Source organism: Belliella baltica DSM 15883 (genome assembly GCF_000265405.1).
Taxonomy (GTDB): domain Bacteria; phylum Bacteroidota; class Bacteroidia; order Cytophagales; family Cyclobacteriaceae; genus Belliella; species Belliella baltica.
Genome location: NC_018010.1, coordinates 2,467,065 through 2,487,425, shown reverse-complemented (window position 1 = coordinate 2,487,425; position 20,361 = coordinate 2,467,065). Strand labels below are relative to the sequence as shown.

18 protein-coding genes are annotated in these 20,361 nt (G+C 36.4%); 6 read left to right on the top strand and 12 right to left on the bottom strand.

All coding sequences use genetic code 11. The features are described from left to right. Window positions 1-7 precede the first annotated feature (7 nt). Together BELBA_RS11395 and BELBA_RS11390 are read left to right on the top strand one after the other, a co-directional pair. Complete coding sequence (locus BELBA_RS11395; protein WP_245531055.1) at window positions 8-400, top strand: DUF2141 domain-containing protein; 393 nt, start codon at window positions 8-10, stop codon at window positions 398-400. Window positions 401-428: 28 nt separating this feature from the next. Continuing rightward, complete coding sequence (locus BELBA_RS11390; RefSeq protein WP_041779331.1) at window positions 429-698, top strand: ATP-grasp domain-containing protein; 270 nt, start codon at window positions 429-431, stop codon at window positions 696-698. A gap of 137 nt (window positions 699-835) precedes the next feature. Here the strand turns inward: BELBA_RS11390 and BELBA_RS11385 are convergent, their stop codons facing one another. Next, a complete protein-coding gene (locus BELBA_RS11385) occupies window positions 836-1,267 on the bottom strand; it encodes a hypothetical protein (RefSeq protein ID WP_014772847.1) in 432 nt (143 codons plus the stop codon). A gap of 193 nt (window positions 1,268-1,460) precedes the next feature. Between BELBA_RS11385 and rluF the strand changes: the two genes are divergently transcribed. The 3 genes from rluF (at window position 1,461) to BELBA_RS11370 (ending at window position 3,808) form a co-directional block, all read left to right on the top strand. Continuing rightward, window positions 1,461-2,198 carry a 23S rRNA pseudouridine(2604) synthase RluF gene (gene rluF / locus BELBA_RS11380; protein WP_014772846.1) on the top strand — a complete coding sequence of 246 codons (738 nt, stop codon included), beginning with the start codon at window positions 1,461-1,463 and terminating at the stop codon, window positions 2,196-2,198. Window positions 2,199-2,352: 154 nt separating this feature from the next. Continuing rightward, window positions 2,353-3,111, top strand: a complete 759-nt coding sequence (locus BELBA_RS11375; protein WP_014772845.1) for a hypothetical protein — start codon at window positions 2,353-2,355, stop codon at window positions 3,109-3,111. 16 nt (window positions 3,112-3,127) lie between these two features. Next, window positions 3,128-3,808, top strand: coding sequence for a YiaD family glycine zipper/OmpA-like lipoprotein (locus tag BELBA_RS11370; RefSeq protein ID WP_014772844.1), 681 nt, complete (start codon window positions 3,128-3,130; stop codon window positions 3,806-3,808). Window positions 3,809-4,163: 355 nt separating this feature from the next. Here the strand turns inward: BELBA_RS11370 and BELBA_RS11365 are convergent, their stop codons facing one another. The 4 genes from BELBA_RS11365 to BELBA_RS11350 all read right to left on the bottom strand — a co-directional run bounded on the left by BELBA_RS11365 (window position 4,164) and on the right by BELBA_RS11350 (window position 8,287). Continuing rightward, on the bottom strand, window positions 4,164-4,409 hold the full coding sequence (locus tag BELBA_RS11365; protein WP_014772843.1) for a hypothetical protein: 246 nt from the start codon (window positions 4,407-4,409) through the stop codon (window positions 4,164-4,166). A gap of 61 nt (window positions 4,410-4,470) precedes the next feature. Further along, on the bottom strand, window positions 4,471-5,244 hold the full coding sequence (locus BELBA_RS11360; protein WP_014772842.1) for an XRE family transcriptional regulator: 774 nt from the start codon (window positions 5,242-5,244) through the stop codon (window positions 4,471-4,473). Between the two features lie 11 nt (window positions 5,245-5,255). Further along, window positions 5,256-5,501 (bottom strand): hypothetical protein, encoded by a 246-nt coding sequence (locus tag BELBA_RS11355; protein WP_014772841.1) that lies wholly within the window; start codon window positions 5,499-5,501, stop codon window positions 5,256-5,258. Between the two features lie 554 nt (window positions 5,502-6,055). Further along, entirely contained in the window at window positions 6,056-8,287 is a 2,232-nt protein-coding gene (locus tag BELBA_RS11350) for a Tex family protein (RefSeq protein WP_014772840.1), read from the bottom strand. Between the two features lie 370 nt (window positions 8,288-8,657). On the opposite strand from BELBA_RS11350, the gene BELBA_RS11345 reads away from it, so the two are divergent. Beyond that, window positions 8,658-9,242: a TlpA family protein disulfide reductase gene (locus BELBA_RS11345; protein ID WP_014772839.1), complete on the top strand. Its 585-nt coding sequence runs from the start codon at window positions 8,658-8,660 to the stop codon at window positions 9,240-9,242. A 492-nt stretch (window positions 9,243-9,734) separates the two neighbouring features. Here the strand turns inward: BELBA_RS11345 and priA are convergent, their stop codons facing one another. The 7 genes from priA to BELBA_RS11310 all read right to left on the bottom strand — a co-directional run bounded on the left by priA (window position 9,735) and on the right by BELBA_RS11310 (window position 20,334). After that, a complete protein-coding gene (gene priA, locus BELBA_RS11340; protein ID WP_014772838.1) occupies window positions 9,735-12,254 on the bottom strand; it encodes a replication restart helicase PriA in 2,520 nt (839 codons plus the stop codon). A 1,160-nt stretch (window positions 12,255-13,414) separates the two neighbouring features. Next, window positions 13,415-14,932: a class I SAM-dependent DNA methyltransferase gene (locus tag BELBA_RS11335; RefSeq protein ID WP_014772836.1), complete on the bottom strand. Its 1,518-nt coding sequence runs from the start codon at window positions 14,930-14,932 to the stop codon at window positions 13,415-13,417. Next, entirely contained in the window at window positions 14,932-16,734 is a 1,803-nt protein-coding gene (locus BELBA_RS11330; protein ID WP_014772835.1) for a DUF262 domain-containing protein, read from the bottom strand. The genes BELBA_RS11335 and BELBA_RS11330 overlap by 1 nt, the downstream gene beginning before the upstream one ends. A gap of 19 nt (window positions 16,735-16,753) precedes the next feature. After that, window positions 16,754-18,001, bottom strand: coding sequence for a restriction endonuclease subunit S (locus BELBA_RS11325; protein WP_014772834.1), 1,248 nt, complete (start codon window positions 17,999-18,001; stop codon window positions 16,754-16,756). Next, entirely contained in the window at window positions 17,998-18,417 is a 420-nt protein-coding gene (locus tag BELBA_RS11320) for a PIN-like domain-containing protein (protein WP_014772833.1), read from the bottom strand. Before BELBA_RS11320 ends, BELBA_RS11325 begins: the two co-directional genes overlap by 4 nt. Next, window positions 18,414-19,088: a DUF433 domain-containing protein gene (locus tag BELBA_RS11315; RefSeq protein WP_014772832.1), complete on the bottom strand. Its 675-nt coding sequence runs from the start codon at window positions 19,086-19,088 to the stop codon at window positions 18,414-18,416. Before BELBA_RS11315 ends, BELBA_RS11320 begins: the two co-directional genes overlap by 4 nt. Window positions 19,089-19,446: 358 nt before the next feature. Beyond that, window positions 19,447-20,334 carry a DUF488 domain-containing protein gene (locus BELBA_RS11310; RefSeq protein WP_014772831.1) on the bottom strand — a complete coding sequence of 296 codons (888 nt, stop codon included), beginning with the start codon at window positions 20,332-20,334 and terminating at the stop codon, window positions 19,447-19,449. Between the last annotated feature and the right edge of the window lie 27 nt (window positions 20,335-20,361).

Here is a 20,361-nt window from a genome sequence, read left to right as displayed (position 1 = left end):
TTTTCTTATGTTTGGAACTAACACTTCAAATGATCATCAAGAACTTACTTTAACGGTCAACAACATTCCCAATTCAAATGGGGTGATTAGAGTATTGCTTTTTCAAGGACCTGAGGGTTTCCCAGATCAACCTAAACTGGCTTTTCAAAATGCGTCGATTAAAATCCTTAATAATACAGCCACTCACACCTTCAAAAATCTACCAAATGGGACTTATGCCATTTCACTTTTTCACGACAGCCAAAATACGGGGAAACTGAGAACAAATACGTTTGGAATCCCTAAAGATGGCTATGGTTTTTCAAACAATGCAGCGAGTCTTGTAGGTGCCCCAAGTTTTGAAAAAGCCGCTTTTAAACTTACCAAAGATGTAAAACACATCAATATTAAATTGAGATAATATTACCTTTACAGGAAAATTCACCCTTATGATTTTATTAGATTACCCATTTGTTTCTGATTTTCAATTGGAGGAATATATTCGAGGGGAAGAATATGCTTTTGATTGCTATTTCGACAAAAATGGCGATCCTGTTATCCTAAATATCCTTCATCATGTCTTTATCTCCGAAAAAGATGTCAGTGACCGCTGGTATTACAGTTCGGAGGAAGTCATCAATCAACTTCATGATCCACTGAATTTGGAGTATTTGGGTTTATGTTTACCGAAACAAGCAAAGAGAATGAAAAGGAATTGAGGGATATACTACATGATGATCTGGGGAAGTATATTAAATTTAAAAATTGAATAATTAAATAATCGATACTCGATAAGCCTTCGCGAGCATAAAAAAACACCTTTCAATGGTCGCGAAGGCTTTATCAGCCGTGATTTTCAGCTTTTATAAAACTCTCTTACAAAAGCTAAAAGTTGATTGTCAGTCATTTTGTCTGCATTTTGGACTGAAACCCATTTGCCATTCAATGATTTGTTTTCTGATATTCTATTCTTGAATTGTTCCTTAGCCTTTCCAGGACCAAAAAGAAGGATATCATCGAACTTCCCTATTTTATCTACTAGCATTTTATAATATTCATTGAGTTCATTTTGGGTGATGTTGTTTTTTCTGTACTCGTTATTAGAGAGGTGATTCGGATTTGAAGAAAACCTTGAAGTATCATTCTCTTCGCCTTCCTCACGCTTTATTCTTTCGTGGGGGGAAATGAGTGTTTCTATAAACATAGCCTCACCTTCTTCGAAACCTATAAAATGGGCTTTGGACTGATCCAACCAAATTCCGACGGACTTAAAATTCTTGTTTTCCATAGTGCGTTATTTTGTGATTTATTAAGAATTAATTTAAAAACTATGAGAATCAAACAAAAGGAAATGATGCAAATGGTAAGAATTCTTGATAAGCTTAAAGATGAGATATCAATTCTTATTTGAAATATATTGAGATGATGGATTCTTAATTAAAGATTCAGAATATGCAAAAATTAGGTCTAAATTTGTATCAATGGATGAATCGCAAGCTACAAGAGTCAACAAATATCTCAGTGAAGTGGGTTTTTGCTCCAGAAGAGGTGCTGACAAACTAATCGAACAAGGAAAAGTAACCATCAATGACAAAGTTCCTGAGATGGGAACGAAGGTTTTTCCAGGTGATGAAGTTCGGGTTGATGGAAAATTGATCAGTCCTCCAAAAGATGATTTTGTATATATCGCATTCAATAAACCTGTGGGAATAGTCTGTACAACTGATATCAAAGCAGAAAAGGATAATATCATAGAATACATCAATCATCCTAAAAGAATATTTCCAATCGGAAGATTAGACAAGCCAAGCGAAGGGCTTATTTTCTTGACCAGTGATGGAGATATCGTCAATAAAATCCTAAGAGCGGGAAATAATCACGAAAAAGAATATATCGTCACTGTCAATAAGCCAATTACTTTTGAGTTTTTGGAAAAGATGAGAAATGGAGTTCCAATTTTAGACACGATTACCAAAAAGTGTGAAGTGAAAAAAATCGGAAAAAATAAGTTCAATATTATCCTTACCCAAGGCCTCAACAGACAGATTCGTAGAATGTGTGAGTATTTGGGTTACGAGGTTACAAGACTTAAGCGTGTTCGAATTATGAACGTACATCTTGATATTCCTGTGGGAGTTTGGCGGGATTTGAGCAAATCAGAGATGGAAGAAATCAATCGGATGGTTGCTAATTCTTCTAAAACTTTTGATGGGGAATAGATATGAGACAATAGACTCGAGACTAGATAAAATAAAAGCTAACAATACTATTAATCATAAAGAAATTAGAAATCAAGTAACTGGTTAAAGAATTTATAACCACTATTTCAACCCGATAACCTAATCAACCAATTCCTATTTAACCTTACAGAAAATGCATTTAAAAACAGAAGACCTAACGAGAATTGAAATAGATTTTGACTCTGGGAGTACCCCTCCTCCTTTTAGTCATATTTTTAAACTGAAAATCAGTTTTGAAAAAACTTTTCTCAATACACAGCTTGATCTAGAATACACACATCGAGAAGATTTGAGTGATGAAGAGATATTGGATGAGGGTTTTTCTTTAGAAGACAATTATAACTATGTGGGTGAATTACATCAAGCATGGGAAAAACCTTTGAAATCATTATACGCTTCCTCAAAATGGTCAAACAAGAAACTAGATGAAGAAGAAGGAGGTCTAAGGCTGCTGGCAAAAGACCTACATGGTAAAATCACAAGAACAGTCCCTTTAAATCAAGAGGAATGGCAATATATGGCACAGGAAATCATTCAGGCCATTTATGAAACGAGTAAAAAAGAAGCCCCTTTGATCATTAATTTTCTTAAGATCGATCATGAAGAAACTTTGGAAATTGCTTTGACCATGAAATTTTCTATTAGAAAAGCGCTCGCGACTATCAATGGGAAGGAGAAAGAACTGAATTGGGAAAAAACAAAAGAATTATTATCCTATGTTTTTTTACCTGATTATGACTATGACAAGGCTAGGGAAGGCAAACCAAGTAAAAGAGGAACTTACATAGACTGCGGTGATGGTTTTTGGCATGAATTTGGGAAAGGTATCTATAACATTGATTCTTCTTATGATGCCGTTTCGAAAATCAAGGAAGGATTTTTAAAACTATAACCAACTATTATATATTATGAAAAATCTAAAATCGATTAAAAGTATTTTTGCTCAAATCTTGGGTACGGTATTTTTGTTTAGCTGTGCTAGCTGGAACAATACTGAAAAGGGAGTTGCAATCGGCGGTGGTACGGGTGGCGCGATAGGTGCTGTCATTGGAAATAAAAGTGGCCAAGCTGGTAAAGGTGCAGCAATAGGTGCAGTGGTTGGTGGAGCAGCCGGTGCTGCTATTGGTATTTATATGGATAAGCAAGCTAAAAAAATCGAAGATGAAGTAAAAGATGCTGAAGTAGAGAGGGTTGGAGAATCTATTAAGCTAACTTTCGATTCAGGGATTTTATTTGGTTTTGATTCCTATTCATTGACTCCAGAAGCACAAGAAAATATCATGAAGTTTGCTGAAATTTTGAAAGAATATCCTGATACAGATCTTTCAATCGAAGGTCATACAGATAATAGAGGTGCTTATGAATATAACTTAGGATTATCTGAAAGAAGAGCTGCATCAGTAAAAAACTACTTAAAAATGCAAGGTATCGACGATACCAGAATGGTAACCATAGGGTATTCTTTTGACAAACCAGTAGCGACAAATGAAACTGACGAAGGGAGAGCCAAAAATCGAAGAGTTGAGATTTTGATTACTGCCAATGACGAATTGGTAGAAAAAGCAGAAAAAGGAGAGATTGAAAATTAATCCACCTTGTTTACAGATAAAAGAAAAAAGCCAGCGAAAGTTGGCTTTTTTTATTTCTTCATCTCTTTAAGTTTCTGCAACAAATTATCAAAATCTTGACTTTGATCCCATATCGCAAGTATTTTTAAATATTGATCTTCCATTTCAAAAACTAACGAAAACCGATTAACAAAAACAAGTCTTACATTCTCTATTTCCGTTGCTTTTGAAGCAAAGGGATTTTTTACTAATTAGTCTACTTTGTTACTAATTTTATTGAAAATCTGTTTAGAGAATTTATCCGACTTATTTCTATCCGTCCAGTATTCTAGTATATTAAAAAGTTGATCTTCAGCTGTTCGAGCCCAAATAACTGTTAGCTTTTTCTTTCTAACCATGTATTAACTTTTATTTCAAGTTCTTCATGGGAGATAGCTTTCCCTTCCTCAATATCCTGAAAACTCATTCTTAACAATTCTTTTTGTACATCTGAAAAAATGATTTTTTCATCAGAACTAGCGGTATTGGATAAAAAAATATCCAATTCTTTCAAGAATGTCTCATTTTTGATCAAAAGTATCTTTTCTATCAATTGATCCTTAATTTTATCTATTGTTTCCATAGTTCCTAAAAGTACAAATTATATGAATGAGAACCCAGTATAAACAGCATTAGGAATGGTGTCAGCTTTTTTTCATCTTAACAATTTCAGTTTTCAGATCTAAAATCATTTTGGAAAGATCTTCATTGGTGATGGGGTTATTTCGGTCTTTGGGATTGGGGAAATCTGTGCTGATAAATGCTCGTGCTTCCCATACTTCCATTACATCCTCGCCTTTTATTTCATAAGGTTTGTAATGTTCGTTGTCCGATACTAAAAATAATTTGCCATTTTCAGACAGGTAGTTAAAAACACGTTTGTAAACTACCCCTTCTGTTGTAGTGACCAAAATATATGTCTTGCCACTTTTGATATCCTTCAATTGCTCTACATATCCACCTATAATTAAAGTTCCTGGCACCAAGGGCAACATACTATCGCCAGCAATCTCAAATGCTCTGTAAGTTTGATTTGTTGATAGATTTGGTAATCTGAATTGAGGCAATGATTCCATGTATTCTGGATCTGCAAAACCATTGAGGTAGCCTGCCGAGGCTTTTTGCCCTACCATGGTAATATTTTCTTGATCATCTTCATTGACAGCAATTGTAAGAATCTTAGTTGACCTATTCTGCACAGCCTTCCTCCCATTTTCCTGAATATCATGATAAAGCAATTCGTCCATAGTCACATCAAATAATTCTGCAATCACGGTCAAGGAAGCTAATTTCGGCTCCGAACGACCATCTTCATATGCAGAGATCATTGTTCGCTGCACACCGAGTTTCTCGCAAAGTTCAGCTTGCGTGATATTTTGGGACGTACGCAGGAATTTGATGTTTTTAGACAAGAACATAAGCGGTAAGATTAAGCTGAATAAAGATAGAAATTATGATCGTCTTTGAGCGGCTGCTTTACTGAAAATGGATTTGCCATTCTGCGCTGCTCCATCCTACTTTTGATTTCTTCCAAGATTTCTCCTACAGATTTTGGTTCATTGACCAACAAATATCCGTACTGTGGCTTTTGCTCATCTTCAATAAAAAATTTTACTTGACAATTCCCTGATGGTAAGGTCTTTTGTGTGAGGCTGATTTTTGTGATGTCTTCCATAGCTTTATTGATTTAACAAGAGCTAAGATAATAATGTTATTTTAAATAACATCTATATGTTTATTAAATAAACCTTATAATGACAGTATTTGTCCTAAAAATAGAATGAGACGTGAGATACAAGATACTTGTTCGCTGTGGTTGATGAGATAATTGTCCGTACTGGTTATAAAGTGGAAAGGTTGATTGAGTTATTTGTTAATTCCATCCTAGTAGACAAGTATGGAATCGAGGAACTGGGTTTTTGATTAGGAGTATAAAACGAAGAGTATAAAGCTATAAAAGTGTAAACAACATTATGTTTTATTAGATAAAAGGAGTTTCTCTTTTGTAAAAAGCTGAAGTGTCTCAAAAAAAAGCCTTCAAAACAGCTGTTTTGAAGGCTTTTAGAATTATCTAATTTATATCCGCTTTCACAGCAGTTGCTACTTAGGATATTTTTTGAAGTTCATTTCAATCAGCTGTGGTCAGATGACTGTTGACGATTATTCTCATAATTATCTTTGATATATTCACCTATTGGTGTCATTTCGAATAATCATTTATCTAAATTTTCATTTGAGCATGGCCAACTTCGCTGCTAAATCTCCTTCTGCTTCTTTTGGATCTTCCTTTTTATCTTTTGATTTGATCTTTCCTCGCTCGGCAAAAGGGTCAGACTTCATACTCAAACCTATTCGCTTCCTCTGAATATCGACTTCCATCACAGTGACCTCCACTTTTTGGTTTACAGTCACCACTTCGTTGGGATCATTGATGAATTTGTCTGCCAAATGGCTCAAATGCACCAAGCCATCTTGATGAACCCCGATATCTACAAATGCACCAAACTTAGTGATATTCGTGATGATTCCAGGCAGCTTCATGCCGACTTTCAAGTCTTTCATTTCATTCACACCTTCCTGAAAACTGAATAATTCAAATCCTTCTCTTGGGTCACGTCCGGGTTTCGAGAGTTCTTCCATGATATCCTGAAGTGTAGGTAAACCCACTGTCTCAGAAACATAGTTTTTCAAAATAATTTTTGATCTCAATTCCTCCGAACTCATCAAATCAGTAAGCTTTACACCAATATCTTTGGCCATTTTTTCAACCAATTCATATCTTTCGGGATGCACTGCTGAGGAATCCAATGGGTTTTTGGCATTTCTGATTCTCAAGAATCCTGCTGCTTGCTCGTAAGCTTTCTCACCCAATCTTGGGACTTTCTTGATTTCTGACCTGCTTTTGAATGGCCCATTTTCTGTTCGATATGCCACAATATTCTGTGCCAATACAGGCCCCAAACCAGAGACATAGGTCAACAATTGTTTTGAAGCTGTGTTGATTTCTACACCGACACCATTCACACAACTCATGACTGTATCATCCAAAGAATTTTTCAAAGCAGCTTGATCTACATCGTGCTGATACTGTCCTACTCCGATGGATTTGGCATCGATTTTAACCAATTCTGCCAAAGGATCCATCAATCTTCGACCAATCGAAACTGCTCCCCTGACGGTCAAATCCTGATCAGGAAACTCTTCTCTCGCCACATCTGAAGCTGAATAGATGGAAGCTCCACTTTCATTGACCATCGTGACGATGACACTTTTTGGTAATCCTATGGCTTTTACAAAAGCTTCGGTTTCGCGACTTGCGGTTCCATTACCAATAGCAATAGCTTGAATTTGGTGTTTTTCAACCAAATGTTTGATTGTTGCTGCTGATTCAGCTGTACGTCTTTGGGGTTCATTAGGATAGATGGCATCAAAACTTAGTAATTGTCCTTGTGGACCTAAGCAAACCGTCTTGCAACCTGTCCTAAAACCAGGATCAATGGCCATCACTGATTTTTCTCCCAAAGGTGCTGCAAGCAAAAGTTGTCTCAAATTCTCCGCAAAAACTTTGATCGCATCTTCATCTGCTTTCTTTTTGGTAAATAGTCTAACCTCTGTTTCCATTGAAGGCTTTAAGAGTCTTTTATAACAATCCCTAATCGCCAAACGCACTTGCTCAACAGAGGTGTTTGCTGCATCTTCCAAAATCATTTTCTCCATCAAAGCAATGGCAGACAATTCCTCAGGACAAGAATCCAACATCAAGAAAAGTTCTTTCTCTCCCCTTCTCATGGCCAACACTCGATGTGAAGGCGCTGTTTTTACTGGTTCTGACCAATCGAAATAGTCCTTATATTTGATCGCCTCAGCTTCTTTTCCTGGTAAAACTTTAGAAACAAATGTCCCTTCATTGATAAAGAGATCACGCATTTTTTTTCTTAATTCCACATTCTCATTGATCCATTCTGCGATGATATCCCTTGCACCTTGAAGTGCTTCTTCTATGGAGGGAACTTCTTTACTATCATCTACATACTTCCCAGCTTCTGCATCAAGATCGATTGATTGCTGTTCAAAGATTAAGGTTGCTAGAGGCTCAAGACCTTTTTCCTTAGCGATTGTTGCTTTGGTCCTTCTTTTAGGTTTATATGGTAAATACAAATCTTCCAACAATGACATGGTCTCCGCTGCATTGATTTTCTTTTCAAGCTCTTCTGTGAGTTTACCTTGTTCCTTGATTGATTTGAGGATTGCTTCCCTCCTTTTATCCAAGTCCCTCAACTGCTGTGTTCTGTCTCGAATTGCAGCAACTTGTACTTCGTCCAGACTCCCTGTCACCTCTTTTCTATATCGGGAAATAAAAGGCACTGTCGCCCCCTCGTCTAACAAAGCAATTGTATCCGTTACCTGTTTAAGTTTGATGTTGAGCTCTCCAGCTATTTTCAAATAATGATCTATATTCATACCCAAAATTCTTATTCAATTATGGTTCGCAATTTATGTTATTAAGCCATGTAATCTAAAAAGAATCCACACTTATTGTGTCAATGGTCACTAAGGTATTGGAAATGTGTGGGTAAATTTACGTTCTGAATTTATGGGAAAATGTTCAAAGAATGTTTTGTAAATATATAGGCAAGGTCAAATTGTCAACGGACAACAGTCGATGGTCCACTGTTGATAGAAATGATTTGAATTGATTGTTTTTACGAGGTAAAAGAAGCGCAAACAGAGAAAAAATATAATTGTTGATCTTTATTATTTGTAAAAACTAGGTTTGTTATTTTGTACACTGATAACTGATTATCTGATAATCATTAACTATTAAAAAATTATGGCTAATAAATTTGATTGGAAAAAAGAATTGAAAAGCTGGGGATTAATGCTTTCCGTTTTTGCTTTTCTTTATTTTACTGGGTTGATGACACCAATCATGGGTGGCATTCAATCTGTTTTGCTTTCTACAGGATTAATCAAGCCCAAAATCACTTTGGTCAACAAGGAGAACTTGGATTTTGACTATAGAGGAACATTCACTACTCCCGAAGGATCTATTATAGATTTGGAAGCCTATAGAGGAAAGACTGTTTTTATCAACCTTTGGGCAACTTGGTGTCCTCCCTGCCGAGCAGAAATGCCACATATTTCTGAAATGTATAAGAAAGTCAAAGACTCTGAAAATTTAGAATTTTTGATGATTGCGCTAGACAAGGACTTTGAAAAAAGCAAGAAGCTTGTGGATGACAAAGGTTGGAGTTTCCCAATCGTGCATGCGAGTCATGGTCTCAACAATTCCCTTCAATCTCAATCCATCCCCACCACACTTGTTATTAATCCTGAAGGGAAAATTGTTTTCTATCAAGAAGGAATGAGTAATTTTGATACGGAGGAGTTTAGGGATTTTTTGAGGGGATTGTAGATTTTAGAGGGTAGATTTTAGATTTAGGAGGCTCTCGCAAAGGATTCAAAGGTGCAGAGTTGCGCTGAGGAAAAGGTATAGACGTGAGATTTGAGACGTGAGACACGAGACGTAAGATTTGAGACGTGAGATGTGAGACTTGAGACGTGAGATGTAAGACATAAGACTCAAGAAGCATTAAAGTCATTAATTACATGTGAGAAGGTTTGAAGTCTCAAAATCACGAAGTGATTTAACCTCGATTAACTTAGCCGTGGCGGAGCCCCGCATCGCAATTCGGGAAATTTGAAAAGATGATTAAAATTCGTTTTTTTCAACCTTTTCAGGGTTGAGTTTCATCAAATCAAATTCAAAAAATATATCAAGTAAATACAGAATGATATCAGATTTGAGACCTCAACTTTTGCGGACTTTGCACCTCGGCGTTCTTAGCGAGAGACATTTACTAAACTAGAACTTGCTATGTCCACAACCTTACAACTTTATAACCTCCTAGTAAGGATCAACATCCACAACCACCCGCACACTCCTAAATTCTTTGTTGGCGTAAATTTCTTCTAAAATCAGCTGCAAATCATGTTTGAAGACCGCTTGGGCATTTCCTGATTTGTCTAGTTTGACTAGGCTTTCGAAGATGTATTGATTTTTAATTTTTCCTATCAGAGCCTTTTCTGGACCAAGCATGATTTTTTTGACTTGAATATCATTCAATAAATTATGCAAGTATCGTGCAGCCTTTTCTACAAGATTTTTATCTTTATGGCGACTCGAAATTTTGATCAATTTGACAAAAGGTGGATAGTAGAACTTTTGTCTCTCGGTCATGTCTTCGATATAAAACTTCTTGTAGTTTCCGTTGACGATTTTCTCATAAATATGATGGTCGGGCTGCCTTGTCTGCACAATGACAGTTCCTTTCTTTTCCCTTCTCCCTGCCCTTCCTGCTACTTGTGTAATTTGCTGAAAAGCTCTTTCTCCAGCTCTAAAATCTGGGAAAAACAAAATCCTGTCCGCATCCAATATGCCCACAACAGTTACTTTTTCAAAGTCCAGACCTTTGGTAATCATCTGTGTGCCAACCAGAATATCGATATTTCCAGCACCAAATTCTTCCAACAGCCTTTGATAGCCATATTTGCTCCTGGTGGTATCCAAATCCATCCGTGCTACTCGCGCCTCGGGAAACAAAAGCGTAAGACTTTCTTCTATCCTCTCAGTCCCAAGACCAACTGCCACGAGCTTCACACTGCCACAAGCATGGCAAGCTTTGGGTACTTTCTCCTTAAAACCACAATAATGACACCGCAATTCTTCAGCGAATTGATGGTAAGTCAAGGTAACATCACAATGCTCACATTCTGGTGAAACACCACAGTCTTCACAAACTAGATAAGGTGAATACCCTCTTCTATTTTGGAAAATCAAAACCTGTTCTTGATTATTCAAAGCTTCTTGAATTTTCTCGCGCATCAGACGAGTCATTTCCAATTTGAGCAGGTTCTTCTTTTTGTCTTTGAGAATATCAGCAATATGATAAGCAGGCAATTGTGCCTCTCCATACCGCCTATCTAATTGCACATAACCGTATTTATTTGTTCGTGCATTATAAAAACTCTCAAAAGATGGCGTAGCAGAGCCCAAAAGCGTCTTTGCTTGATGCAGCCATGCTAGCATAATCGCTGCATCACGAGCTTGAAATCTTGGTGCTGGATCATATTGCTTGAAAGACGCTTCGTGTTCTTCATCCACAATCACCAAACCCAAGCTGTCGAAAGGAAGAAAAATAGATGATCTGACACCAATCACCAGCGGAAACTTCCCACTAATGACGCCATTCCAAACCTCCACACGCTCGTTGTCAGAGAACTTAGAATGGTAAACACCCATTTTGCTTCCAAAGACTTTCTTTAATCTCCCCACAAGGTGTGTTGTCAAGGCGATCTCCGGAAGTAGTAACAGTACTTGACTTCCACTTTCTAAAGCCTCTTTGATCAACTGAATGTAGATTTCCGTCTTTCCGCTTCCTGTGATTCCATGAAGCAAAGCCACATGTTTTTCTTCAAAATATTCCTTGATTTGATTTATTGCAGTAGTTTGTTCCTCTGAAAGCACAATCTCATCTTTGCTTTCAGTGACTTCTTCGAAACGGCTTACAATTAGCTTGTATTCCTCCAAAACATTGTTTTTCATCAAAGTTTTGAGTGAGCTTAATGACAGTCCAGCTTCAGTAAATGCTTTTTTGTCCAAGCCTTTCAGGTTTAACTCAGGTTTTTGGTAAACAGGGATTTCTTGTAGATATTTTAGCAAAACCTCCTCTTGCTTAGGTTTGGAAGCTATTTCTTGAAAAAGTTTCTCCAAAGCCTTTTTGTCCCCTGCATATTCCTGGGTGAGCCTAATTCTCGTTTCCACTTTAGGGGAATACTTATCTTTCACTTTTTCAAAAACAAGAATTGCTTCCTTGATCACCAAACTTTTGATGATACCGTGAATGCTTTTGACTCCCAACAGGCGCTCGCAATCTTCATAAGTCAGTTCCTCTTGACTTGCCAAAGCCTGTAAAATCACTTCTTCTCTTGCGTCAAGGGGATACATCGACGTTTCCGAATCATAAGCTGGATTGAGTTGGATTTTACTTTCACTGCTCAACTTCAATCCTGAAGGCAAAGCCGCATTCATTGCTTCTCCGATGTGGCAACAATAATATTCAGCCATCCATGCCCAAAACTTGATTTGCAGTGGATTGACCATGGCGTAGGTATCCAACACATCTAAGATAGGCTTGGCTTCATATTCCTTAGGAGGCTTTTGGTGTACCTTGCCTATGATGCCCGTAAGAACCTTTTTAGATCCAAACTGAACCATCACCCGATATCCAATTCCAATTTCCTCAGCAAGACTTCGAGGAATCTTGTAGGTAAACATTTTGGGAATAGGCACAGGCAAAATCACATCCGCATAGAGCCGTGATTTTTCATCTTGAGGTTCGTAAGTATCACCGAATAAGCTTTCCAAAAATCTATTGTTTTATCAATTTCAAATATGGGTCATTCAAAAAAGACCTTTGGACAAATATAAGAGAATGATGTTAGATATGAGATTTGAGATGTGAGAAATGGTCAGGTTAATTGAGGGGAATAGGTGATTGGGGGAATAGTTAATTGGTGGAATAAGTGATTGGGGGGAATAGATGATTGAGTGGAATAGTTGATTGGGTGGAATAGTTGATTGGGTGATTGGTTAAAAAGGTATAGTGATTTTTTATTGCACCGAGTATCGCAGAGAAGTCACCGAGCTTCACAGAGGAAGTTATTAAAGGAATAATAATGAAATTGTGCGATTGATTAGGTTTATATGTTGCAGTATTGTTAATCGTTAAATTTTATAAGGGAACGCAGTTAAATGGGTTTTAAAGAATTGATTTTTTTGAGATGTGATTTATTGTAGATAAGAATCAGCGAGGGGATTATTATTTTAAGTGAGGATCTCTCATTCCCGAATGGGAATGAACCTCGATTACCTGTCCACCTTTGGTGGAACACCGCATCGCAATGCGGGGAAAATAGAATGACAAGAACGGTCACAAACAACTCCTAAGGAGTTGAATTTCATTTTTTGTATTGGATATCCTGTTATTCGGGGAGTACTTTATCTTTGTACTTGGCACAGCTTACTTTGTACAATGAAAAAGAAATTGTACTGATCATCAAAAAGTTGTCTTAGAAAAGTTATATTATTGGAATAATTATATGTTTTCTTGGTTTTTCGCCAAAAGTCGGCGAATGGTCGGGAGGGATACGGGACACGGTCGGGAGACGGTCGGCACACAGACGGGTAAAAGTGGGGTATTTTTCAGTATAAATATGAATATTTTATATTAAATTGTATTATTTTTATTTTACAAAAAAGCATTAATACGCTATCCTCTATATCATCATTTTCAATTCTGAATAACAGGAAAATCATCATTAAAAATTACGGGGTCTAGTCACGGGGTCTAACTATCCCCTACTTTACCCCAGCTTTGATACTACTTTGATGCTACTTTGGTACCTACTTTGGTACTAGTGAGAGGGAGATTTGAGAATAAGCGATTGTGAGGTTAAGGGAATCGCTTATTCTTGTGATTTATCTTATTTAATTGGTCTAGACAGATAAAATTTCCTGTAACGAACCTATGCTTTATTCAATATCCCCATAATTCCTCTAAACCCATCTAATGCAGCTTCTACATCTTCAATGATTTCTTCTGCTAGTACATCTGGGTCAGGAAGATTATCTAAATCGGCTAAACTCTTGTCCTTTAGCCAGAAGATATCCAAATTGGTTTTGTCTCGGGCAATAATTTCTTCATAGCTAAATTTTCTCCATCTTCCATCAGGGCTGGAATCGGAATAGGTTTCTGTTCTCTTATTTCTATTAGATGGATTGTAGCATTTGATGAAATCTTCCAAATCCTCCAATTTCATCGTGCCTTTCTTAAGCGTATGGTGAATATTGGTTCGGTAATCAAATATCCAAACTTCCTTAGTCCAAGCCTCTTTGGATGCGGGTTTGTTGTCAAAGAAGAGCACATTTGCCTTTACTCCATTTGCATAGAAAATTCCTGTTGGAAGCCTGAGAATGGTGTGCAATTCGGTTGTCTTAAGCAATTCTTTTCTAACCGTCTCTCCCGCGCCCCCTTCAAAAAGGACATTATCTGGCAAAACCACCGCAGCTTCACCATTAACCTTGAGTAAAGTACGGATATGTTGTAGGAAATTAAGCTGCTTGTTTGATGTGCTTGCCCAAAAATCTTGGCGGTTGTAGCTGAGATCTTGCTTTTCCTGTTCCCCTTCCTCATTGGTGATGGTCATGGAGCTTTTTTTACCAAAAGGAGGATTGGCCAAAACATAATCTACTCTAAAGCCCTCGTCAGCGATCAGAGCGTCATTAGGTGAAATGAAAGTATCTCCATCAATTTCCCCAATACTATGTAGAAACATATTCATGAGACAAAGTCTTCTGGTACTAGCTACAATTTCATTTCCTGAAAAAGTGCTGTTTTTCAGAAAGTGCTTCTGATCCCTGTCCAGCTGATGATGTGAGGTGATGTAATCATAAGCAGCCAAAAAGAATCCTCCAGTGCCGCAACTTGGATCATGTATCGTCTTTCCAGGCTTGGGGGCAAGACATTCCACCATTGCTCTGATTAGCGCCCTTGGTGTAAAGTATTGTCCAGCACCAGATTTGGTATCGGCGGCATTCTTTTCCAAAAGCCCCTCGTAGATATCACCCTTAATATCCGCACCAACCAATGTCCAGTTTTCCTTAGCAATCATGTCAATCACTCGAAGTAACTTGGCAGGGTCTTGAATTTTATTTTGCGACTTGGTGAAAATCTGTCCTAGAATCCCCCTTTCAGTACCCAAAGAGCGCAGCATCTGTGCGTAATAAGCTTCCAATTCAGCCCCTCGTTTTTTGGAGAGGGTCTCCCAATTGCAGTAATCACCATCAGGAATTTCTTTCCCTTCTGTGTCTTTGATGCGTGGAAATTGAATGTTTTTGGAATATGGAGGCTTGGACATTTCATCTGCCATCTTTAGGAAAAGGAGATAAGTGATTTGTTCCAAATAATCCCCATAACCTACCCCATCGTCACGGAGCACATTGGCAAAATTCCAAACTTTTGATATTAATGCGGATTCTGTCATTATAATTTCCAGATTTTTACAGCTAATTCAGCTAATTCTTTTCCTCTTTTTTCCATATGATAAAACTTAAAATCCCTCATTTCAGCTAATTCTTTCGTAATTAGCAATTCAGATGACTTATAACTACCTTTTTTCTTTGCAAAAGGATTATTGGATGCAGAAATATTCAGTGAGCTAGCAAGAAGAGTCATGTTTCCAATACGATTGACATATTTTTTATGATTTATTCTTGCCTTTTCACCTAAATAACTTTCCCAATCTCCAAATTCAGCCTTAGATGTTTTGGTGTCTATTGTCTGAGGAATAATATGTTCAACATGCACATCTTCTGGGCCATTTATAGAAATTTCAGTGGTTCCTTTCCTTAAAAAATATTCAATTTTTGTAAGTACATATCTAGCGCGCCCAATTACTCGTTGCTTTAATTCATGCCTTGGAAAGTTATCAAGAAATTCATCATCAGAGGGTGTATCTTCTTTTAAAATTTCTTTGATTTCATCTACATGATTATCATCAAATGATATCCTAAGAAGCTTAGCAAAGATATCATCATTATAAGCGGTGCTTTGACTAGTTACGTGTCTTCTTAGCATGGTGACCCCAATAAGATCTAAAACCTTATAAACATCCTTCTTAGGAAGCTCCATTTGGAGATAATGCATTAGAAAAATATAGGAAGGAAATGATCTAATATCTTGAAGGTCTGCAATTCTTTGATTGATCTTTTTATCAGAAAACTTTAGATTCCAAATTTTAGAATAACAGGAAGCCGCTTTAAGAATAGATTTAAGGTAATTTAAAATATCAATTCGTTCTATATGATCATATTCTGTTGGCTCATCATGACTTTCAGAAATTTCATCATATAGCTCGGAATCATCATCGAACTCAGCCGTTTCTATAGTTCCGTAATTATATCGAAACTCGCCAAGTTTATCTACTTCTTGAACTTTCTTGAAGTAATCTTTTTTAAATTCCTCAACAAGTTTTGAACTTGAAATCTTTCTTGTATAAAGACCACACACATATTGTCTGAAAAAATCATCAGTTGGAATCCCATCCAATTGAATTATCAATTCAGACCAAACTTCTCGTGCTCCATTCAATTTATCTTCACTAATTTTTGCTGCGTGACCAAGGATAAAATTCTTCAAAATATCTGTGGCAGAAAGCTGTAATCCTCTATTATTAATGGTCTCAAAAAGCTTATATGCATCTTGGGCTTGCATTACATCTAAACGGATGATTTTTGCTGTATGAATTAACTTTGATAGAAAAGTATCTAACCAAACTTCTCCTTCATCTTTGATTGCATCTTCAATAAAATCATCGAAAAATGTATAAGCATCAAATAAATTCCTGTTTTTCACCTTTTCTAAGTCACCTTTCAAAAGATTTAAGTAATCAGGATTATCTAATTCACCTAATTCTAATTTTGGTCTATTTGAAGACTTTGGATCACCACAATAAATGAGCTGGCTAACCTGACTAGATCTGTATTCATCTTTTAGAAACAAAAATTTATTCATTAAAACTTTAAGTAGAATTGTAATTGTGGTCAATCTTTGTTGACCATCAACCACATCTACTGTATTGGTACCGCCATGATAGTACCCGGTATGAAGAATGAGCATACCAAAAAGATGACCATCTCCAGGCAAAAGCATATCTATATCTTCAATTAAGGCTCTATGCTGAGGGTATTTCCATGCATAACGTCTTTGATAGGATGGTACTTTGAACTGTTCTGTTGGCACGTTCAATAAAGAATGAAGCGTGAAATCTTTTGGAGTAACATTCATATTACAATTTTTTTATTTCTTATATTTTTTCACTTTTAATCCTCTCCAACAACCTCTCAGCAGGCTCCCAGTCTGCTTCTTTTCTACAAGCTTCCAGCTCGGATGCTGTCAACAACTTTCCTTCAAAAGCCTTTTTCAAAATACTCTGACGCATGGCTTCTGCTTTCTTTAAACTCGTTTGGATTGTTTCGGTCATCTTATCTGCAACTGAAAGGCGAGATTCGATTTCTTGGACTATTTGCAGCTGCTCTGAATATTCAGGTATATTTAACTCATAGTCATAAATTTTAGAACCTGAAATAACTGGCTGCGCAGTTGAATTTGATAATTTATTTAAATTCTCAAATTCAAGTTTTAATTTCATAAAATGGAGATCATGAATTTCCCCTTGCTTAAATTCAATAACAAGAGCATTGTCTGTAACCCAAGAGAATGGTAGAGTAATGTGAGTCACACCGCATCGCACACCAACTCTGCCAATTATAAGTTTTGGATCTGAAAATAAAAATTCCGAATGATTTCCATTTATCCCGTTACCTCCATAAACAAAAAATTTTCCCCCATCCATTTGATTTGATGTAAGTCCTTTTCCACTTGAAACCTTTAGAATCTTTCCAAGTCTAATTTTTCTCCAATTATTAGGAAGTTTTAAAACTAAATCTATATTAGAAGTAAATCCTCCCTCAAAAGCCTTCTTAAGCACCGCTTGTCTATAAATTTCGAGTTTGGAAAGGGCGGATTGCAAGTTCGAAATGGAATGGTCTAGCTCACTGAAAAGCTCCTCAATCCGAGCGACGATGGCGCGTTGTTCGGGGAGTGGAGATAGTTTAATTTTAAGAATTGAAAATTTTGACTTATTAAGAATTGGAAGAGTTGTAGATGATGAATTATCTTTAATTTTATTTTGAAATTCCTGACTAACAATCTGAAAATACAAGAATTTATAATGAACGAACCTATCAGGAATTACAGCATTAATTTGCTGATTAAAACCTCCATCTTTTTTAATTAATCCTGTTTTTCCGATTGTTGCGCCAATGCAGGTTACAAGAATTGAGTTTTTTGGAGCCTTTCTTGCAAGTTTATATGCTTTTAAAGACATAAAGTCTTGGGAATCAATTGTATTTATTCCTTGATTTAAGTCTGTTGGCTTGTAGAAGGGAAAATCATTAGAATTATAATTTGTTAAATCTGCTTTTATTGGTGTTCCACCAGTAATTATTTCACTTACAGTTTTTAATTCAACTTCTATCCAATCTTTTTTCATAGGGTGACTTTTCTGATTTTGCCATTGTAAAGGATTTCATAACCAAAAGGCTTTTTTTCATTTACAGCAATATTGGTGAGTTCAGGCCAGACTTTAGCTAAAACCTCAACCATTTCCCAAATTGTTAATTGTAGTTTTTTGTTTTTCCCCTTGATAAAAAAAATCCCAAGGCCACATTTCCTGAATATTTCAATTTCATGTTTTCGCTTGGCGATTTGATAATCTTGGGTGATCATGCAGGATTTTAATGCGGCCACTTTAGGCATCCACTCTTCATCTTTCTCACTATAAGTGGAATACTCAGGCCAATGGATCACTTCTATAGGAATCCCTGTTTTCTTACTTTCTGGAGCTTGAAGAATATTGAACCCAATGGCTAGATGTGGCGGTATATTTTCATCCGTAAAAATTTTCATGCGGCCGATTCACAATAAGTAATCGCATCTTGCGCTTGTTTCTCTGAGATTTGATATATGTATGCAATATAATCTACAGGATCACCAGCTTTAAAATGACCGTAAATTGTTTCTGGGTATATATTTTTACCTTCAATAATTGGATGACCAAATTTTCGCTGAGGATCAATCACTATTGAACTTTCTTTACCCATTGGCCAAAGTTTAGAAACCACTTCTCCATCAAATTCCAACTTTTTGAAAAATACCTTAATTATTTCAAGATTTATTTGCCTAGTCCCATTCATTGAAACTAAAACATTGTCAATTCTCCAATAGACAGATTTTCCATCTGTTTGAACTTGGTCTAGTACTTCCTTCTGGGCAAATGGAAATGGTGTTTGAAAAATTTCAGCTAATTCTTGGTGCGCAGTCAAAACTTCATGGGTCTTTACGCCTTTTTCTGCAAATTGAATCATGACATAGAGTTCAACAACTGTATGGAAATTCACAGCGACTGAACCATCTCTTTCCCAGGAGTATTGCTGTTGATATTTCTTACCTAGCTTCCCATCCCAATAGGTACGAACCCACCTTCTGACCTTTCGGTAAGGTATCTTTAAGATATGGGATATATCAGGTAAGGTATAAATACCTTTTCCTATTTCTGGTTTATTTTCGAAAGCGATCATGTCATTAGATTTAAAAAGTTCTTCAAATTACGAATTTCAATTGAAATTCAAATGTATTAGTTAAACGGAGTTTGTCGAATGTTGATTCAAAAGGTATTCTTAATAATTCTAATTCCGAAATAATTAATTTAGCTTCCTTTAGATTCATTCTCCTGAAATTGAAATTAAGAATATTAACCAAACAAAGGTGTCGTACTTGGTTTTGGAGGCAAACCAGGATAAAAAACCCCAATAATTACAAAAGGATTATTAGCCCTTCGCATATGCCATTCTTTGGTGGTGCCCAAAAAGAAATATAGATCCTAGATGGCAATGGATATGTTGTGACGGTTAAAAGTACTTTTTCTCTTGGCATAATTTATATATGTAAAAGTTCATACTCAAAATCAGGAAGTTCACAAATTGCCTCAGCCAAATGCTTTCTATGGCACTGACAGATATCCGCTTCAAAACAAGTGATGGCAACTCTATCAAAATTTTTGATCAAGTCGAGAATCTCTTGCTGTTGGGTGCGTGTTTGTGGTAGGACTGTCTCTTTGTAATCTTCAAAGAGTGCGTCATAATCACTTTGATTATTCAATTCCTGCCTTTTGTCAGAGACTATCCCCACCTCTGGAATATGGATAAACCGAATTCCCACACCTTGGCAAGCCATCGTCAATTGTGATTTATTGAAGCCATATTTCATACTGAAAGAATTTTTCCTCACATCACATAGTACCTTGACATCTTCTGCTAGTAATTTGTTGATGTATTGTTCCAAACTCAATCCTTCATATCCTATTGTAAACAATGCCTTCTTATTGGATTTTGGCTTTTCGGCTTCTACTATCGCCTTTTCAAGATCATTCAAATAGCGTCCTGAAACTGTGCTATTGATCGCATAATAGGGGAATTTGGTGTAAGTATATCTTATAAGGTCTTCAGATTTCTTTCCTTGGAAAAGCGTTTTTAGCTTTGTATTTGCTAATCTGTCTTTTGGTTTTAACTTTTGCCCATAATCGATAGAGTCTATTTTTTTCCAAGTTTTTTCACTTTCTAAAACTTGTTCATACTTCCTCATTGTAGAAAGATCAGCATTCGCTTGAAATGAAAAACAGCCAAATTTGTAAGGAACAAAATGGTAATTTCTTTCTTCTTGATAGGAAGAAAATATCATCAAAAGCTTCTGTAGCTGTAATTTTTCCAATTCACCACCAAATGCTTCTAAAATCGCCAATAATATTTTTCTTCTGTTATACATCATAAGAGTGCAAAGATAGCCAATACCAAT

Excerpts from the sequence above, each read along its gene's own strand:
- BELBA_RS11395 (WP_245531055.1), top strand. The coding sequence starts at position 8 with ATGTTTGGAACTAACACTTCAAATGATCATCAAGAACTTACTTTAACG.
- BELBA_RS11390 (WP_041779331.1), top strand. The coding sequence starts at position 429 with ATGATTTTATTAGATTACCCATTTGTTTCTGATTTTCAATTGGAGGAA.
- BELBA_RS11385 (WP_014772847.1), bottom strand. The coding sequence starts at position 1,267 with ATGGAAAACAAGAATTTTAAGTCCGTCGGAATTTGGTTGGATCAGTCC.
- rluF (WP_014772846.1), top strand. The coding sequence starts at position 1,461 with ATGGATGAATCGCAAGCTACAAGAGTCAACAAATATCTCAGTGAAGTG.
- BELBA_RS11375 (WP_014772845.1), top strand. The coding sequence starts at position 2,353 with ATGCATTTAAAAACAGAAGACCTAACGAGAATTGAAATAGATTTTGAC.
- BELBA_RS11370 (WP_014772844.1), top strand. The coding sequence starts at position 3,128 with ATGAAAAATCTAAAATCGATTAAAAGTATTTTTGCTCAAATCTTGGGT.
- BELBA_RS11365 (WP_014772843.1), bottom strand. The coding sequence starts at position 4,409 with ATGGAAACAATAGATAAAATTAAGGATCAATTGATAGAAAAGATACTT.
- BELBA_RS11360 (WP_014772842.1), bottom strand. The coding sequence starts at position 5,244 with ATGTTCTTGTCTAAAAACATCAAATTCCTGCGTACGTCCCAAAATATC.
- BELBA_RS11355 (WP_014772841.1), bottom strand. The coding sequence starts at position 5,501 with ATGGAAGACATCACAAAAATCAGCCTCACACAAAAGACCTTACCATCA.
- BELBA_RS11350 (WP_014772840.1), bottom strand. The coding sequence starts at position 8,287 with ATGAATATAGATCATTATTTGAAAATAGCTGGAGAGCTCAACATCAAA.
- BELBA_RS11345 (WP_014772839.1), top strand. The coding sequence starts at position 8,658 with ATGGCTAATAAATTTGATTGGAAAAAAGAATTGAAAAGCTGGGGATTA.
- BELBA_RS11335 (WP_014772836.1), bottom strand. The coding sequence starts at position 14,932 with ATGACAGAATCCGCATTAATATCAAAAGTTTGGAATTTTGCCAATGTG.
- BELBA_RS11330 (WP_014772835.1), bottom strand. The coding sequence starts at position 16,734 with ATGAATGTTACTCCAAAAGATTTCACGCTTCATTCTTTATTGAACGTG.
- BELBA_RS11325 (WP_014772834.1), bottom strand. The coding sequence starts at position 18,001 with ATGAAAAAAGATTGGATAGAAGTTGAATTAAAAACTGTAAGTGAAATA.
- BELBA_RS11320 (WP_014772833.1), bottom strand. The coding sequence starts at position 18,417 with ATGAAAATTTTTACGGATGAAAATATACCGCCACATCTAGCCATTGGG.
- BELBA_RS11315 (WP_014772832.1), bottom strand. The coding sequence starts at position 19,088 with ATGATCGCTTTCGAAAATAAACCAGAAATAGGAAAAGGTATTTATACC.
- BELBA_RS11310 (WP_014772831.1), bottom strand. The coding sequence starts at position 20,334 with ATGATGTATAACAGAAGAAAAATATTATTGGCGATTTTAGAAGCATTT.